At 45.6% G+C, this 16,714-nt stretch carries 14 protein-coding genes; 11 read left to right on the forward strand and 3 right to left on the reverse strand.

What is annotated here, in order from left to right; genetic code table 11:
• Positions 1-8: 8 nt before the first annotated feature.
• From ATB78_RS04130 to ATB78_RS04140, 3 genes are read right to left on the reverse strand one after another with little or no spacing between them, the layout of a single operon-like run.
• Positions 9-1,835: an extracellular solute-binding protein gene (locus tag ATB78_RS04130; RefSeq protein ID WP_061007879.1), complete on the reverse strand. Its 1,827-nt coding sequence runs from the start codon at positions 1,833-1,835 to the stop codon at positions 9-11.
• Positions 1,836-1,873: 38 nt separating this feature from the next.
• Entirely contained in the window at positions 1,874-2,917 is a 1,044-nt protein-coding gene (locus ATB78_RS04135; RefSeq protein ID WP_005434430.1) for an ABC transporter permease subunit, read from the reverse strand.
• 1 nt (position 2,918) lies between these two features.
• Positions 2,919-3,944, reverse strand: coding sequence for an ABC transporter permease subunit (locus tag ATB78_RS04140; protein WP_061007880.1), 1,026 nt, complete (start codon positions 3,942-3,944; stop codon positions 2,919-2,921).
• Positions 3,945-4,762: 818 nt separating this feature from the next.
• Between ATB78_RS04140 and ATB78_RS04145 the strand changes: the two genes are divergently transcribed.
• The 11 genes from ATB78_RS04145 (at position 4,763) to trmH (ending at position 16,703) form a co-directional block, all read left to right on the forward strand.
• The gene (locus ATB78_RS04145; RefSeq protein ID WP_038893796.1) at positions 4,763-7,357 is read left to right on the forward strand and encodes a TonB-dependent receptor; all 2,595 of its coding nucleotides are present in this window, start codon (positions 4,763-4,765) and stop codon (positions 7,355-7,357) included.
• Between the two features lie 65 nt (positions 7,358-7,422).
• A complete protein-coding gene (locus tag ATB78_RS04150) occupies positions 7,423-8,187 on the forward strand; it encodes a DUF3450 domain-containing protein (protein WP_061007881.1) in 765 nt (254 codons plus the stop codon).
• Between the two features lie 3 nt (positions 8,188-8,190).
• Complete coding sequence (locus ATB78_RS04155) at positions 8,191-9,552, forward strand: MotA/TolQ/ExbB proton channel family protein (RefSeq protein WP_061007882.1); 1,362 nt, start codon at positions 8,191-8,193, stop codon at positions 9,550-9,552.
• 9 nt (positions 9,553-9,561) lie between these two features.
• Positions 9,562-10,089: a MotA/TolQ/ExbB proton channel family protein gene (locus ATB78_RS04160; RefSeq protein ID WP_009707952.1), complete on the forward strand. Its 528-nt coding sequence runs from the start codon at positions 9,562-9,564 to the stop codon at positions 10,087-10,089.
• Positions 10,090-10,114: 25 nt separating this feature from the next.
• Positions 10,115-10,522, forward strand: coding sequence for a biopolymer transporter ExbD (locus ATB78_RS04165; RefSeq protein WP_005430119.1), 408 nt, complete (start codon positions 10,115-10,117; stop codon positions 10,520-10,522).
• Positions 10,523-10,526: 4 nt separating this feature from the next.
• A complete protein-coding gene (locus ATB78_RS04170) occupies positions 10,527-11,159 on the forward strand; it encodes an energy transducer TonB (protein ID WP_010650172.1) in 633 nt (210 codons plus the stop codon).
• A gap of 9 nt (positions 11,160-11,168) precedes the next feature.
• On the forward strand, positions 11,169-12,392 hold the full coding sequence (locus tag ATB78_RS04175; protein ID WP_045415512.1) for a tetratricopeptide repeat protein: 1,224 nt from the start codon (positions 11,169-11,171) through the stop codon (positions 12,390-12,392).
• Between the two features lie 354 nt (positions 12,393-12,746).
• Entirely contained in the window at positions 12,747-13,370 is a 624-nt protein-coding gene (gmk, locus tag ATB78_RS04185) for a guanylate kinase (protein WP_009707953.1), read from the forward strand.
• 163 nt (positions 13,371-13,533) lie between these two features.
• Positions 13,534-13,806 (forward strand): DNA-directed RNA polymerase subunit omega, encoded by a 273-nt coding sequence (rpoZ, locus tag ATB78_RS04190; protein WP_005379346.1) that lies wholly within the window; start codon positions 13,534-13,536, stop codon positions 13,804-13,806.
• Positions 13,807-13,845: 39 nt separating this feature from the next.
• A complete protein-coding gene (gene spoT / locus ATB78_RS04195) occupies positions 13,846-15,966 on the forward strand; it encodes a bifunctional GTP diphosphokinase/guanosine-3',5'-bis pyrophosphate 3'-pyrophosphohydrolase (RefSeq protein ID WP_005434453.1) in 2,121 nt (706 codons plus the stop codon).
• 53 nt (positions 15,967-16,019) lie between these two features.
• A complete protein-coding gene (trmH, locus tag ATB78_RS04200; protein WP_061007883.1) occupies positions 16,020-16,703 on the forward strand; it encodes a tRNA (guanosine(18)-2'-O)-methyltransferase TrmH in 684 nt (227 codons plus the stop codon).
• The last annotated feature ends 11 nt before the right edge of the window (positions 16,704-16,714 follow it).

Genomic DNA, 16,714 nt, shown 5'->3' on the forward strand with positions numbered 1-16,714 from the left:
ACACATCCTTACAACTTGTACGTGTCATCAACGACAACAACCGGTTCAAAAGTCTTACCCGACTTCATTGCCTTTTGGGTTTCTTTCTTGATGTCTTTATCAATCCAGTACGTACCATCACCAATAATACCGCCGCTAAATAGTGCTTCGGTCATACGGTTCATTGGTTTCTCTGGCAACTTCAACCAACGCCAATGGCCGTAACGAACGTAAGGCACCATGTAACCCGGAACAATCACATGTGCATCAATGATGTCACGTTGGATTTCATGACCCAGTTGGATCTTCTTATCCATATCCATGTTGAAACGGTACTCAATGATTTTCTCATCAAGCTCTGGCGTGCTGTAGTTTGTGAAAGAGTTAGTTTGTGGCTTGTTGGCATTCACTGAGTGGAAGTATTCCCAATACGTTGGGATCTCAGAAGTACCCATATCTAGGAACGCTAAATCGTGCTTTTTCTCACGTACGTATTTAAACATTGATGAGCCATCGATCAGCTTAAGTTCAATGTCCAAACCAGCCAACTTCGCTTGTTCACGCACAAATGCAATACGAGGCGTGTGCACTGGCGTTGCATAGGTCAACTCGAAGCTCAAACGCTGGCCTTTGTCGTTAACACGGATACCATCTGAACCAATCTTATCGAAACCAGCTGCTGCAAACGCCTCTGCCGCTTTTTCTGGATCAAACTTTGGTGCTTTCGCATCTGGCAGGGTGTACTTACCATGCCCGTAACCTGTTGGATTAGGTTTACGACTGTAGTCACCACGCATGATGTTTTCGATCATGCCATCAAAGTCGATCGCGTAAGTGATGCCTTTACGAATGTTTAGGTCATCCAATAATGGCATCGCGGTATTCATCCAAACGCCGCCAGCACCTACAGGGTATTGGTTGTAGCCCCAAAACTTCTGAATGTAGCCCTTTTGGTAAGGCGCAGTATCAGACTTGTCGTGCCAAAGGTTAGGTAAAACCAAGCCAAAGGAATCTAGGCTACCTTTTTCAAAGTGCTTCTTAGCAATGTCGTTGTCACGAATAACCGTGATACGAATCTTGTCGACGTTATAACGATTCTCGTAGTACTTATTGGTGTATCCCCACCAATCTTCACCAACGTGCTTAAAGGTAACACTCTTACCTTTCTTAATATCAGCTAGATAGTAAGCGCTAGTGGTTGGCTCACTTTTGAAGTTGTAATAGCGAACGAAGTTGTCATGAATGCCATCGCCGTTTTCATCTTTCTTAGGGTTGGCATAGAAGTGAGCAGGACGAGGACGCAGCGCCCCCATTCTTAACAACAGTTCTTCAGGGTTAAGTTCTTTCGCTGCTTTCACCGCAAACGTTAGGTCATCGAACTTAATCACATCTTCAACAGTCTTGTTGTAGTAATCGTTGTACCAAGGCTCGAGAATGTCTTTCGAGCGGTAAAACTTCAACATAAAGACAAAGTCGTCGGCAGTAACAGGTTTACCATCCGACCATTTTGCTTCTGGATTCAGTTTGAAATAAACGGTTTTGTTATCACCCGCTAACGCCCACTCATTCGCTAACTCAGGGATGAATTCCAGAGTATCCGGGTGACGCACCACCAAGCCCGGCGTTTCATCCAAGATATAAGAACGTAAACCTGAGTTCGCATCAGGACCAACGCTGCGCAAAGTCTGCGGAAAGCTCGACATGTACGCTCGGAAAGTGCCACCGCGTTTTGCTTCGGGAGAGCCGTATTGTGGCTCATCCCAGTTTGTTTGCCAGTTTAAGTCAGTCGGAAGCGTTGCTGACATCGCACCAAAACTCAGGGCGCTCAGCGTTGACGCTAGTAATAATTTTTTCATAAAACTTCCCTTTTTTATGTTTTGCTCACAATGCTTGCTTAAACATAGCGTGTGAATTTTTTCGGGTCGAATGCCGCTCGGATCGCTTCACCAATGAAGGTCACCATCACCAATACCAATACGATAGAGCTTACTACTGAAGAAACAATCCATGGCGAGTCTAAGTTTGACTTACCTTGTTGTAGTAACTCACCCCAACTTGGCGTTGGTGGCATCAAACCAAGACCTAGGTAATCAAGAGCGGTCAGAGCGGTGATGTTGGCTGCAATGGTAAACGGTGCGAGTGTCACGATCATTACCATGGTGTTTGGCAGGATGTGGTTAAACAAGATACGCCCAGTCGATGCACCTAATGCACGCGCTGCCATTACGTATTCACGCGCCGACTCTTTGTAGGTCATGGTACGCATGTACCAGGTCATCCCCATCCACCCAAAGAGTACGTTAATACCGACGAACAGAGTAAAGGTTGGTTGCACTATCGAGACGAGGATCATGATGACGTATAAAAAAGGCACCATTGACCAGACCTCGATCAAACGCTGAACAAATAAGTCGAACTTGCCACCCCAGAACCCCATCGCACAACCAACAGCAGTACCAATCGCGTACGAGATCGCCATTGTAAGTAGCGCGAATCCCATCGCAGTACGGAAGCCGTAAACCAATCGAGCTAAGATGTCTCGACCAATCACATCAGTGCCTAGGTAGTGCTTATCTTCGGCACTTGGCGCTGTCGGTGGGAAATCACCGCTAAAGTCTTGCTCATATGGGTTCCAAGGAACAATCGGTAGAATAACGAAGTTATCGCCGCCTTCCGCTTCAAATACTTTCTGCAGCTCTCGGTAATCCGCTTCACTTGAAGACGCTTGTCCAAACTCGCTACCTAGACGTACATCGCTTACGACCGGAAAGTAATAGCTGCCATCGTATTTAACGACCAAAGCTTTACTGTTGATCAACAGTTCAGCAAAGAGAGACAAGATCAACATGGTTGATAAGATCAAGAACGACCAGTAACCACGTTTGATTTCTTTAAAGTGACGGATTTTCTTTTGAGTTAACGGGCTCACTTTAATCATATTACGCTCCAAACTTCACACGTGGGTCGACTAAAGCAACACAGATATCTGAAATGATATTGCCGATCAGTAGCAATACCGCGTTGATAGCTACGATCCCCATTACTACTGGGTAATCGCGCTCCATGATGGATTCATAACCAAGCAGACCGATACCATCAATATTAAAGATTACTTCGATAAGGAAAGCGCCCGTCATGAAGAACAGCAGCGAGTTACCAAAGTGGGAGGCAATCGGAATCAAGCTGTTACGCAGGGCATGTTTACGCACTGCTTTCTTAAATGGCAGACCTTTAGCAATCGCGGTTCGGATGTAATCAGATGACAAGTTTTCCATTAGGTTATTTTTCATTGTCATCGTTAGCGTAGCGAAGTCACCAATGAGGTAACAGATCAACGGCAATACAGCGTGCCACATGATGTCTTTTGCGCGCTCGAAGAAGGTTTCATAGTCATCAAAGTCGTCTCCGACAAAGCCCCCCATCGGGAACCACTCTAGGTGGTAACTGAACAAGGTAATAAGCAGGACACCAACGACGTATCCGGGTAATGCGTACCCAACAAAGATGAGGATAGAAGAGGCGGAATCAAATACGGAGCCGTGTTTAAGCGCTTTATAGTAGCCGAGCGGAATCGAAATAAAGTAACTGATAAAGAAGGTCATTCCGCCATAGAACAAAGACACCGGTAAGCGCTCTGCGATCATGTCAGATACAGGCTCGTAGTATCGAGTCGATTCACCTAAATCTAACGTCACCAAACGGCTTAACCATTCTACGTAGGCTTCCATCACGGGTTTATCCAGTCCGTAAAAAGCGTTTAGCTCTGCAATTTGGTCATCAGATAAGGCGGTGTTGCCACCAGCTGATGTCATAGACGCGGCACCATCACCTTGCACCTGCATTTGTGAAAGCATGCGCTCAACCGGCCCACCAGGCACGAATCGAGTGATAGCAAAGATAAGAATGGTAATCCCGAGAAACGTTGGAATAACCAACGCTAAACGGCGTAAAAAGTACGACAGCATATACAACTTGCTCCTTGTCTACTGTCCATTATTAGGCGGCGTTGGAGAGGAGAATTCCGGCCCAAAATGGTGCATCTCTATCCCGTAGTAACTAAAGCTGTTGAAACACACTCCCTGAGTTTCAAAAGCTAGTTTTTTCCACTACTGCAATAATTTCAGCGTCATATTTATCTTGAATCCAAGTAAGCTTCAAGTGTTTGAATCCAAAACATGACAAACTTCCTCCGATGTCCAAAAACAGAAATGTTTTTGTAAATAATTATAAAAAACCACAAAACCAATTCATACAGAATATCAATCTAGGCACTTTAGAGCCAAAACCCTATATAAACATGCATATATGCAGAATAATTAGACAAAACACCCCCACTACCATTTGACCTCAAAATACGAGTGAGCCCTTTTATAACGGTGGGTATCATATTCTGATACCACCTTGTGCGATCGAGTTAACATGCCCAGCATTCCATAAAAACCCTCAAGCAGAACAATTATCTAGATTTACACTTAAATTCAGTGCCAATCGCCCACTTAAAAAGCATAGGCGATATAAGTCATTAGACTTTACAAGAAACACAAAATACGGTGTTTTATTAAAATTTAATCTCAATTTATAAACGTCATGCAGTAAATTATTCTGTGATTTATGTCACTTTTGGTTTTTTACATCTTTTTTACATTTCTTTATCTCTGTTTACCACTGGTTTGACTTCCTTTTTTCATCTCAGGTATACATGTCCGGAACGTTAACGAAATATTAACGTCATAATTGGCCGTTATGGCCAGACATAGGAATAATAATAATCGGAGCAACAAGGATGTATAAAAACACAACCGCTTTATCTGTTGCGATCAGCCTTGCACTGGGGACGGCAGCAGTGGCCCCTCTAGCAGCGCAGGCAGAAGAGCAGCAAGTTGAACAACTTCAGAAGATGAAGGTAACAGGTTCACGAATCTCCACGACGGATATGGAAGGTCCATCGCCAGTAACAGTAATCAGCAGTAAAGATATTGAATCGAAAGGTTTCAATAGCGCTCAGGACGTTTTAAATAGTTTGACTCAAAACACCGGTGGTGTGATGGCGCAAACGAACTCATTCTCTTTCACTCCTGCAGCTCAATCGGTAAACCTGCGTGGCCTTGGGGCTTCTCGTACGTTGATTTTGATTGACGGTCGTCGCTTACCTCAATACCCATTAGCAGAAAACGGCACTTCAAACTTCCAAGACATTGGTCAAATCCCTGTGGCAGCTATCGAAAGAGTCGAGGTTATGACTGACTCAGGTTCTGCAATCTACGGTTCTGATGCGATCGGTGGTGTTGTTAACTTCATCCTGAAAAAAGACTTTGATGGCGTCTCTGTCAAAGTTCGTGCTGGTGATGCAACAGACGGAGGTTACCAAAATGGCCGCCTAGATGTTGTTGCTGGTAAAGATTACGAAGATAAACGCATCTTGTTTGTCGGCCAATTCGCGGGCAACGAAATGCTAAAGCAATCCGATCGCGACTGGGCGGGTAATGATGCTTCAAATCGCTCACAGCTAAGCGGATACTCTAGCTACGGTTCTAACTTTTACGGTGATGACGGCACACATCTAACGCCGGCAGATGTAGGCTCATCATGTAAAGAAGTCGTTGGTGAACACGGTGTCGATCGTGCTGATGGTAAGTGTGGTTTCAACCGCTCTGCATACCGAACTTTGAAGCCAGAAAACAAACAAGTTGACCTACTAGTCCGTGGTGAACTTGATGTGAATGATGATGTTACAGCTATGGCTGAAGCGCGTTTTGGTTACAAATCAACAGAATCTGAGTTCGAACCAAATCCATACAACGTTGTTGTTGATGACACACACTTCCGTGGTGCAGGTGAGTACACGCGTCGAATGGTTGAGTTTGGTCCACGTGAAAGCAACACAGAAGCAGATTCTTACGGCCTAACAGTAGGCCTAACTGGCTTATTAGCTGACGCTTACGATTGGGATGTTTACGCTAGTTACTCTGAACAAACAGTTGAAACTGATAACCCAGCAATTTACACAACTCTAGATGAAGCTGTTCAAAACGGTGATGTAGACCTACTAGGTCCGATTTCTCAAGATGTTGTAAATAAGTACTCAGGTACGTCAACCAAAGAAGCATACTCAAAACTTTACTCTCTTAACAGCTCACTTTCTGGTGATCTAGTAGAACTTCCTGCGGGTATGTCTGGTTTCGCTGTTTACGGTGAGTGGAACCGTACAGACTACAACGAAAGTATTGATGCTACGACTGCAGCAGGCGGATTCTCTGGCCTTGGTGGTACATCTGGTGGTGGCGAACGTGATCAGATCGGTCTTGGTGTAGAAGCATTGATTCCTATCATTGAAGATCTAGAAATGACTATCGCAGGTCGTTACGACCACTACTTTGATGATTCAGCGACTGGTGGTGCTTTCACTCCTAAAGTAGCTCTAGCATACCGTCCAATCGACACACTTCTACTTCGTGGTAGCTACGGTCTAGGCTTCCGTGCTCCGGACCTAAAACGTCTATTCGGTCAAGAGACTCGCGGATTTGGTTCTGGTTTTGACCCAGTTCTTTGTGCAGCAGCTGGCGGTAGCGGTCCTCAAGACAAAGACAAGTACCCAGAGTGTGATACTCAATACTTCGATACAGTAAACGGTCCAAACTCAGAGCTCAAAGAAGAGACAAGTACCAACATTAACTTAGGTCTTGCTTGGGAGCCTGTTGATGATCTTGGTCTAACGGTTGATTGGTACCACATCAAAATGGAAGACGTCGTAACAGCGCCTAGCTACCAGGATGTAATCAACGATCCAGGCAAATACCCTGGTACAGAAGTGGTTCGTAATGCAGACAACACTATCGCATCTGTTTCATACGGCCCTGTAAACCAAGCATTTGAAGAGCGCTCTGGTATTGACCTAGCAGTATCTTATGCATACGACACTGATGCGTACGGCTCTTTTAACTCGCGTCTTGCTGTTACAAAGATCCTAGTTGCGGAATACCAAGAAAACGATGCTGAGCCTGTTGTTGATGAAACAGACTTCCTACCTGAGTACACAGCAACGCTAAACCTAGGCTGGGCGTACGAAGATGTAGCAGTAAACGTGTTCGGTAAATACCGTGACCGTATGTGTTCAAGCTTTGCAAACCGCTACTACTTCGACGACTGTGATGCAGCAAAAGATGCTGGTTACAAAGCAGAAATTGCAAGTATGACTACTTGGAACCTAACTGCGTCATACCAGTTCACTGAAAGCGGCCGAGTAACACTTGGCGCAATTAACGTCTTTGACAAAGTTCCACCTGCGGATCCTCTAAGCGACACATCTCCGTTCTACGCAAGTGGTTACGATGACCCAATCGGTCGCCAACTATACATCGAAGCATCATACGACTTCTAAAAACTATTTGGCGCGGAAATTTCCGCGCCCTTTTCGACTGACTTAAACACTGACAAGGATGCAACATGAAATTTAAGGAATTTGGCCTTAGTGCCATAGCTGCAGCATTGCTCACGATCAGTAGCAGCTCTTTAGCAGCAAACTCAGGAGCAGTTGTTTCAACACAAGCAAAAGCAAACAAATCCTCAGAAGTTTCACAACAAAAAATCGACACCTATGCTGAAAGCACTGAAGGCATGTTGGCTGAATACAAAGGCCTACTGCGCCAAATCGACAGCATGAAAGTCTACAACGAGCAAATCAATCGTATGGTTCAATCGCAACAAGGCGAATTGGATTCATTAAACAACCAGATTGCTCAAATCGACCAAACAGCGACTGAGGTTGTGCCTTTAACGCTGAAAATGATCGATGCACTTGATGAATTCGTCGTGCTTGACCTTCCTTTCCAAAAAGAAGAGCGTACCAAGCGTGTCAATGAACTGCGCGACTTAATGGACCGTGCGGACGTAACGACTTCAGAAAAATTCCGTAAAGTGATGGAAGCGTATCAAATCGAAGAAGGCTTCTCTCGCTCGATTGAATCTTACAAAGCTAGCCTAGAGCGCAACGGCGAGACCGTGACTTACGACTTCCTACGTATTGGTCGTACTGCGCTTCTATTCCAATCTCCGGATGGCGGTGAAACAGGTATGTGGAACCAACAAACTCGTCAATGGGAATCACTACCTGAAAACTATCGTATCGCTGTACAGCAAGGCCTTCGTATCGCTAAGAAACAAGCACCACCAGCGCTGATCAAACTGCCTGTATTTGCTGGGGAGGAATAAGAAATGAAAGGATTCAAAACTCTAGCCGCTGGTTTGCTAGCGAGCTTATTCATGATTTCTGGTGCGCAAGCTGAAGCACCTCAGAACCTATCTGAGCTACTGAAAAACGTAAAATCAGAAAGTATCGTCGAATCAAAAGAGAACAAAGCTCGTGAAGCTGAGTTCAAAAACAACCGTGACCAACAAGCTGCACTTCTTGAAAAAGCTCGTGCAGAACTTGCTGCGCAACAAGCACTTGGTGATGAACTAAAAGCCACGTTTGACGAAAACGACAAACAGCTAACCGAACTGACAGAAACACTGCGAGTTCGTTCAGGTACTTTAGGTGAGATGTTTGGTGTGGTTCGCCAGTATGCTGGTGAGTTTAAAGGTCTATTTGCCGCTTCGCAAAATGCCGTTCTTTTCCCTGAGCGTGATGCACTGCTGTCTAAACTAGCAGAAAGTAAAGAGCTGCCATCAACGCAAGAGCTTGAAGCATTTTGGCACACCATCCTACAACAGGTAGTTGCATCAGGTGATACAACTACAGCTGAAGCAACAGTTGTTTACGGTGAAGGTAAAGAAGCGGTCCGTGACGTAACCCTAGTTGGTGAGTTTAACGCAATTGCAGATGGCAAATACGTCACTTACGTACCTCAAACAGGTAAGTTCGAAGAGCTATCACGTCAACCAAGCAAAAACATCACTCGTCTTGTGGGTGGTTTTGAATCAGCAGACGGCACATACGAACCACTGTTTATCGACCCATCTCGTGGTGTGATTCTGTCTCTATTAGTACAAAGCCCTACTGTTCAGGAGCGTATTGACCAAGGTGGTATCGTTGGTTACGTCATCCTAGGTATGGGTGCAATTGGTGCACTTATCGCTCTCGTTTGTTACCTACGTCTATTGGTTATCGGTGGCAAAATGCGCAAACAAGCGAAATCTGACACTGTTATCCCTGGTAATCCATTGGGTGAAGTTATCCAAGCTTACCAAGAACATAAAGGTGACAACCTTGAAGATCTTGAAGCGAAACTGGATGAAATCATCCTGCGTAACGCACCGAGCATTGAACGCTTTATCAGCTCAATCAAACTGTTCGCTTCTGTAGCACCGCTTCTAGGTCTACTGGGTACGGTTATGGGTATGATCGGTACGTTCCAAGCAATCACACTATTTGGTACAGGTGATCCGAAGCTAATGGCTGGCGGTATCTCAGAAGCACTTGTTACTACGATGCTTGGTCTGGTTGTCGCAATTCCTCTGCTGTTCCTATACACAATCGTACACAGTAAAGGTCGTCGTTTGGTTCAAACTCTTGAAGAACAGAGTGCAGGCTTCATCGCTCGCTATCAGGAAAAACTGCATAAAGCCGAAAGCTAAGGAGGCGTTATGTGGTGGTTAGTTGGAGAACTTGAATCAATTAGGCGCTTCTTGGGAATGGGTGGTGATGTACTTGTCGCCATCTTTATCCTCAGCTTCATGTTATGGGCAGTCTTACTAGAACGTTGGTTTTACTTCGCTGCCGTCGCTCCCAAAGCAATGAAAAAAGCCGTTAGCTTTTGGGAAGAGCGTTCAGAACATAAAAGCTGGAACGCAAAGATGATCCGACAAGAAATGGTTTCTCGTCAGGATATTGAGAATAAAAAGGGACTGCCAATCGTCAAAGTATTGATTGCACTTTGTCCCCTACTTGGCTTGCTCGGCACCGTTGTCGGCATGATTCAAGTATTCGACATCTTAGCGGTAACAGGAACAGGAAGCCCTCGAGCAATGGCCTCGGGGATCTCAAAGGCAACAATCCCAACACTAGCGGGAATGGTGGCTTCACTATCAGGACTTTTCTTTAGTACACGTCTTGATCATTTAGCCAAAGTCACCACGCAGAAGCTTGAAGACAAGCTAAAGCACATTGCCTGAGTAAACGGAATTAGAGGTATAGGTCATGAAGAGACGCTATAGCAATGACAGCAGCGACGAAGCTGCTATCGATATGACCCCGATGCTAGACATCGTGTTCATCATGTTGATCTTCTTTATCGTAACAACATCGTTTGTTAAAGAAGCAGGTCTTGAAGTAAATCGTCCGACGGCGAGCTCAGCGCAAACCGTTAAGAAAGGTAACATCATGGTTGCCATCGGTGCTGCGGGTGATGTTTGGGTTGATAAACGTCGTATTGAAGTTGACGCCGTACGTGCCAACATCGAACGTCTACGTGCAGAAAGCCCAGATGGCGCGGTTGTTATCCAAGCGGATACAGAAGCTAACGCTGGCGTAGTCGTGAAGGTTATGGACCAGATTAAGATGGCAGGTGTAGAAAGCATCTCCATTGCCGCAACCAATAAGGATTAAGCCTATGCGGTATCTGGCCTCAATTGCACTGGCGCTCATTGTCTCCCTCGGATTGTTCTGGGGGATGGACAAGCTAGTAAACAAAGAGCGCCACGAGCTAGTGTCGAATGATGACCTACGTATGGTTGAATTCATTCGCATTAAACCGGACGAAAAAATACAGGAGAAAAAACGCGAACTTCCGAAACCGCCACCACCGAAGCGTCCGCCACCACCTCCAGAAATGAAGGTGACGTCAACGGTAAAACCGGTGATGGATCAAATCCCGATGGACATGCCAAAACTTGATCTTCCAGTTAACGTAACTGGTGGTTCAGTACTTGGACACTATTCTCAAGGCGGCGGGGCACAAATGGCTGGTAGCGGCGGTCCAACACCGCTTGCAACATTCCAACCCCAAATGCCAAGAAAAGCGGCTAAAGCTGGTATTGAGAAAGGCGTGGTTTTACTTGAGTTCACAGTAAACGCGAGAGGCGCCGTTGAGGATATTAAAGTCCTTAAAGAAAAGCCTCGTCGTTTAGGGCTAGGAAAGGCTGCAAGAAAAACGGTTTCTAAATGGACTTTCAAGCCAAAACTGGTTGATGGAAAACCTGTCAGCACGCGCTTGTCGCAAGAAATAGAGTTTTCAACCAACTAAGGAGTCACCATGAAAAGTTTATGGAAAAGCAATGTGGCTTCTTTAATTCTCCTTGTTGGGGTGGCAGCTGCCACTCCTTCAATGGCGAAGGAAGCACCACAATTATCGGATCGCACATTTCGTACCGTAAATAAAGTACAAGAGTTAATTGCGACCGAGAAATACTCAGCTGCGAAAGAGAAGCTTACTAGTGCTTTAAACAGCACAAAGTCAAAAAAGTACGACAGAGCAGTACTACTTCAACAAACGGGTTTTCTCTATTCTTTACAGGATAATTACACGCAGGCAGCTAAGTATTTTGCTGAGGCACTCAAGCAGGACGCCCTGCCCGTCCCCGTTGCTCAGCAAGTTCGATACAGCTTGGCGCAGTTATACTTGGCTGAAGAGAAGTTTAAGTTATCAGTAAAAACAATGAATGAGTGGTTTAAAGTTGCAGAGACAACCAAAGAAAAACCACAAGCTCATGCTTACATCACTCTAGCTAGTGCATACATTCAATTGGAAGATTACAGAAATGCAATTCCTCCAACGAAGAAAGCAATCTCGATGACGAAGAATCCAAGTGAATCTTGGTACTTGATTCTGGTCGCTTCTCACTATGAACTAGGCCAACTGAAGAGTGTTGCAAGCGTACTGAAAACGCTAACCTCTAAATACCCAGAGAAAAAGCGTTATTGGATGCAGCTTTCCGGCGTATATATGGAGCTTGGCCAAGAGCGTAACTCTTTAGCAGCCCTAGAAGCTGTATATAAAATGGGTAAGCTCGAAGGCGAAAAAGAGTACTTGAGACTTGTTAACTTCTTGGCATACCAAGGCATTCCTTATAAAGCAGCTAAAACGCTTGAAAAAGAGATGGCTTCTGGAAATATCGAGAAAACAAAGGCGAATTACGACCGCTTAGCAAGTTTTTGGCAGCAAGCGAAAGAGCTAGACGAATCGATCATTGCATACAAGAAATCGTATGAGATGGCACCATCAGCAAAAACCCAGATTCAGATTGCTCGCTTAATGATTCAAGATAAACAGTATTCACAAGCAACAAAATTTGCTCAAAAAGCAGCCTCAAATGCGACGAGGGAGCAACAAGCAGAACTCGAATACATACGTGGTATGGCTTTCTTCGAGCTTAAACAACCTCAAAAAGCACTGCAGGCAATGAAAGGGGCGGCAAAATCACCAACCTTCAAGCCTACGGTGAGCCCTTGGATAAACTTCTTAGAGTCACAAGGCTAGTCACTGAAAAGCAGTAACGTGCAACGCTAAAGTTGCTCCGAAGATTAAGTGTGAGTCAGTCGCACGCCTGGGGAAGTGAAAGCTTCCCCTTTTTTCGCCTCTATATATAAAGGGAGAAGTCATCCCACACGTCAAAGATCAAAAAGATCGGCTAGCAACCACAGGGAGTTCATGATACTCTTCGCCTCCATTTTTCTGGCGGGTTTATCACCAATCCTGAGTGGTTTGGTGGAGAAATCATCAACGTCAGTGCTATCGTTATACCAATCTCGCTGATAAGCATCATTGGCATAACTACAAGGTCGAGACTTCTTTTCGGCATTCACTCAATCCAACCAAAAGTGGAACAGTACAATGGGCAAAGGTACTCTCTATATCGTATCTGCACCTAGCGGCGCAGGTAAATCTAGCTTGATCTCAGCAATGTTGGAACGTAACCCAACATACGCAATGAAAGTGTCTGTGTCTCATACTACTCGTGGCATGCGCCCTGGCGAAGAAAACGGTATCCACTACCATTTCGTCGCAAAAGAAGAGTTCGAAGCTCTGATTGCACAAGGCGACTTCCTAGAATACGCGGAAGTGTTTGGTAACTACTACGGCACATCACGTGTATGGATTGAAGAAACGCTAAACAAAGGCATCGACGTTTTCCTAGACATCGACTGGCAAGGCGCGCGTCAAATCCGCGAGCAAATGTCAGAAGCGAAAAGCATCTTTATCTTGCCGCCATCAAATGGCGAACTTGAGCGCCGCCTAACCACTCGTGGTCAAGACAGCGATGACGTTATCGCAAAACGCATGGCAGAAGCAAAGTCAGAAATCTCGCATTACAACGAGTACGATTATGTGATCGTAAACGACGATTTCGATACTGCATTGATGGACTTTAAAGCCATCCTACGTGCGGAAAGATTGAAGGAAGAAAAGCAAGCTGCTAAATATAAAGGTATGCTTGACGCACTTCTAGCAGAGTAATTCTGCGCAGAAACACAAATTTTCGCTTCTTTATTACGGTAAGGAAGCTTATATTGCTTATATAGAAAGTCATTGTTGTTGCACGTCTTATCGCTAGTAAATATTACGCTGAGACTGTATACTTTCTCGTCATTCAAAATTTAGTTAACTATTTGGAGTCCTCATGGCACGCGTAACTGTTCAAGACGCTGTTGAAAAAGTTGGCAACCGTTTCGACCTAGTACTGATTGCGGCTCGCCGCGCTCGTCAAATGCAAACTGGCGGTAAAGATGCACTAGTGCCAGAAGAGAACGATAAGCCAACGGTTATCGCTCTACGCGAAATCGAAGAAGGTTTAATTACTAAAGAGGTTCTAGACGCTCGTGAACGTCAAGAACAGCAAGAGCAAGAAGCGGCAGAGCTAGCGGCAGTAAGCAGCATCGCTCACAACCGTTAATTCTGACTTTAGAATTCAACAACCTCCCGGGCCTATAATTTGTATCTATTCGATAGCCTCAAAGACGTTGCCCAAGAATACCTAACAGAGCCTCAAATTGAGGCTCTGCGTCAATCTTATGTGGTAGCAAGAGATGCCCATGAAGGGCAAACCCGCTCAAGCGGTGAACCATACATCATCCACCCAGTCGCTGTGGCTCGAATCTTGGCCGAAATGCGCCTCGATATCGAAACCCTCCAAGCTGCTTTGCTGCATGACGTCATCGAAGACTGTGACGTTACAAAAGAAGATCTCGAAGAGAAATTCGGCAATACCGTCGCTGAGCTGGTTGATGGTGTATCTAAACTGGACAAACTCAAATTCCGCGATAGGAAAGAGGCTCAAGCCGAGAACTTCCGTAAGATGGTTCTGGCGATGGTGCAAGACATCCGCGTTATCCTGATCAAACTGGCTGACCGTACGCACAACATGCGCACGTTAGGTGCCCTGCGCCCTGACAAAAAACGCCGTATTGCTCGCGAAACACTGGAAATCTACGCGCCACTGGCTCACCGTCTTGGTATTCACAATATCAAAACGGAACTTGAGGAGCTTGGCTTCGAAGCGCTTTACCCGAACCGCTACCGCGTTCTAAAAGAAGTGGTAAGAGCGGCACGTGGTAATCGTAAAGAGATGATCCAACGTATTCACAGCGAAATTGAAGGTCGACTCGAAGATGTTGGCTTGAATGCGCGCGTGTTAGGTCGTGAAAAAAACCTGTTCTCCATCTATAACAAGATGAAAACCAAAGAACAGCGTTTCCACACCATCATGGATATCTACGCTTTCCGAGTGGTTGTTGATACTGCCGATACTTGTTATCGCGTTCTAGGCCAAGTACACAGCTTGTATAAGCCGCGTCCTGGTCGTATGAAAGATTACATTGCGGTACCAAAAGCGAACGGCTACCAATCGCTACATACTTCTATGGTTGGCCCACATGGCGTGCCAGTTGAAGTTCAGATCCGTACCGAAGATATGGATCAAATGGCGGACAAAGGTGTCGCTGCGCACTGGTCATACAAAGACAAGGGCGATAAGTCTGGCACAACAGCGCAAGTGAAAGCTCAGCGTTGGATGCAAAGCCTGCTTGAGCTACAACAAAGCGCTGGTAACTCATTCGAATTCATCGAAAACGTAAAATCGGATCTTTTCCCAGATGAGATTTACGTCTTTACACCAAAAGGTCGTATCGTTGAATTGCCATTAGGCGCAACGGCTGTCGACTTTGCCTATGCCGTACATACTGATGTCGGTAACTCTTGTGTTGGTGCTCGTGTTGACCGCAACCCTTACCCACTAAGTAAGGCACTGAAGAACGGTCAAACAGTAGAAATCATCAGTGCACCTGGCGCTCGTCCAAACGCGGCTTGGTTAAACTATGTCGTGACTTCTCGCGCTCGCACTAAGATTCGTCAAGTATTGAAGACCATGCGTCGTGAAGAGTCGATTACCTTAGGTCGTCGTCTACTGAATCACGCTTTGGGTCGTCATTCGATTGATTCAATCTACCCTGAAAACATCCAAGAAGTGCTGACTGATCTGCGCCTAGAAAGCGTCGATGATCTGTTAGCAGCCATTGGTTTGGGTGAATTGATGAGTATCGTCATCGCACGTCGCTTATTGGGTGACACTGATGAATTAACCACCACAAGCTCAATTCCAAACGAGTCTAACAAGAAACTGCCAATCCGTGGTGCAGAAGGTCTGCTACTGACTTTCGCAAATTGTTGTCACCCTATCCCGGATGACCACATTATTGCTCACGTATCGCCAGGTCGTGGTCTTGTGGTTCACCGTGAAACGTGTCCAAACGTTCGCGGATACCAGAAAGAACCAGACAAATACATGGCTGTCGCTTGGTCTGAAGAGTACGACAAAGAGTTCATTGCTGAACTGAAAGTCGATATGCTCAACAACCAAGGTGCGCTAGCGGAATTGACCAATGTGATTTCGAAAACCGGTTCGAACATTCACGGTCTTTCAACCGAAGAACGCGACGGTCGCTTATACACCGTTACCGTTCTGCTAACCACCAAAGATCGTGTTCACCTTGCTGGCATCATGCGTAAGATTAAGACCATGCCACAGGCGACTCGAGTCAGACGAAGAAAGAACTAAACTCTATCGCCACCCACACTCTGGGTGGCGATTTTTTTATATCCCTATTTATTATGAATTTAGAACGTTACAACCGCATTCATCAGGTGCTAAAAGCACGCCAAACCGACCTCACTCTGTGTCTTGAAGAAGTTCATAAGCCGAACAACGTTTCCGCCGTGATCCGCACAGCAGACGCAACAGGCTTACACAAAGTTCATGCGATTTGGCCCGACAAAATGCGCACACTGACCCACACCTCAGCAGGTGCTCGCAATTGGGTTGAAGTGGATACTCACGATTCAATTGAAACTGCGATTACCGAGCTCAAAGCACAAGGCATGCAAGTTCTGGTCACTAACCTTTCGGACACCGCGGTCGACTTTCGTGAAATCGACTACACCAAGCCAACGGCAATCATTCTGGGTAGCGAAAAAATTGGTGCTTCAGAGCAAGCGAAGAAACTCGCAGACCAAGACATCATTATTCCAATGATCGGTATGGTGCAGTCTTTGAATGTCTCAGTCGCCAGTGCTGTGATTCTTTATGAAGCGCAGCGTCAGCGTGAAGCCGCTGGTATGTACGAACGTGAAGAGAGCGCTCTACCAAAAGAGACCATCAACCGCATTTTGTTTGAGCGTGGCCATCCAGTCTTAGCAAAGGTAGCGAAACGCAAAGGGCTAGAATATCCACAACTTGATGAAGAAGGCCAAATTATGGCTGACGAATCATGGTGGAAAGAGATGCAGAAGAAATAAATAGCCTCGAG

This window comes from Vibrio sp. CUB2 (assembly GCF_001557945.1).
GTDB classification, from domain to species: Bacteria; Pseudomonadota; Gammaproteobacteria; order Enterobacterales; family Vibrionaceae; genus Vibrio; species Vibrio owensii.

What these genes read in the sequence shown, in the direction of transcription:
- ATB78_RS04130 (WP_061007879.1), bottom strand. Translation starts at nt 1,835, where the DNA reads ATGAAAAAATTATTACTAGCGTCAACGCTGAGCGCCCTGAGTTTTGGT.
- ATB78_RS04135 (WP_005434430.1), bottom strand. Translation starts at nt 2,917, where the DNA reads ATGATTAAAGTGAGCCCGTTAACTCAAAAGAAAATCCGTCACTTTAAA.
- ATB78_RS04140 (WP_061007880.1), bottom strand. Translation starts at nt 3,944, where the DNA reads ATGCTGTCGTACTTTTTACGCCGTTTAGCGTTGGTTATTCCAACGTTT.
- ATB78_RS04145 (WP_038893796.1), top strand. Translation starts at nt 4,763, where the DNA reads ATGTATAAAAACACAACCGCTTTATCTGTTGCGATCAGCCTTGCACTG.
- ATB78_RS04150 (WP_061007881.1), top strand. Translation starts at nt 7,423, where the DNA reads ATGAAATTTAAGGAATTTGGCCTTAGTGCCATAGCTGCAGCATTGCTC.
- ATB78_RS04155 (WP_061007882.1), top strand. Translation starts at nt 8,191, where the DNA reads ATGAAAGGATTCAAAACTCTAGCCGCTGGTTTGCTAGCGAGCTTATTC.
- ATB78_RS04160 (WP_009707952.1), top strand. Translation starts at nt 9,562, where the DNA reads ATGTGGTGGTTAGTTGGAGAACTTGAATCAATTAGGCGCTTCTTGGGA.
- ATB78_RS04165 (WP_005430119.1), top strand. Translation starts at nt 10,115, where the DNA reads ATGAAGAGACGCTATAGCAATGACAGCAGCGACGAAGCTGCTATCGAT.
- ATB78_RS04170 (WP_010650172.1), top strand. Translation starts at nt 10,527, where the DNA reads ATGCGGTATCTGGCCTCAATTGCACTGGCGCTCATTGTCTCCCTCGGA.
- ATB78_RS04175 (WP_045415512.1), top strand. Translation starts at nt 11,169, where the DNA reads ATGAAAAGTTTATGGAAAAGCAATGTGGCTTCTTTAATTCTCCTTGTT.
- gmk (WP_009707953.1), top strand. Translation starts at nt 12,747, where the DNA reads ATGGGCAAAGGTACTCTCTATATCGTATCTGCACCTAGCGGCGCAGGT.
- rpoZ (WP_005379346.1), top strand. Translation starts at nt 13,534, where the DNA reads ATGGCACGCGTAACTGTTCAAGACGCTGTTGAAAAAGTTGGCAACCGT.
- trmH (WP_061007883.1), top strand. Translation starts at nt 16,020, where the DNA reads ATGAATTTAGAACGTTACAACCGCATTCATCAGGTGCTAAAAGCACGC.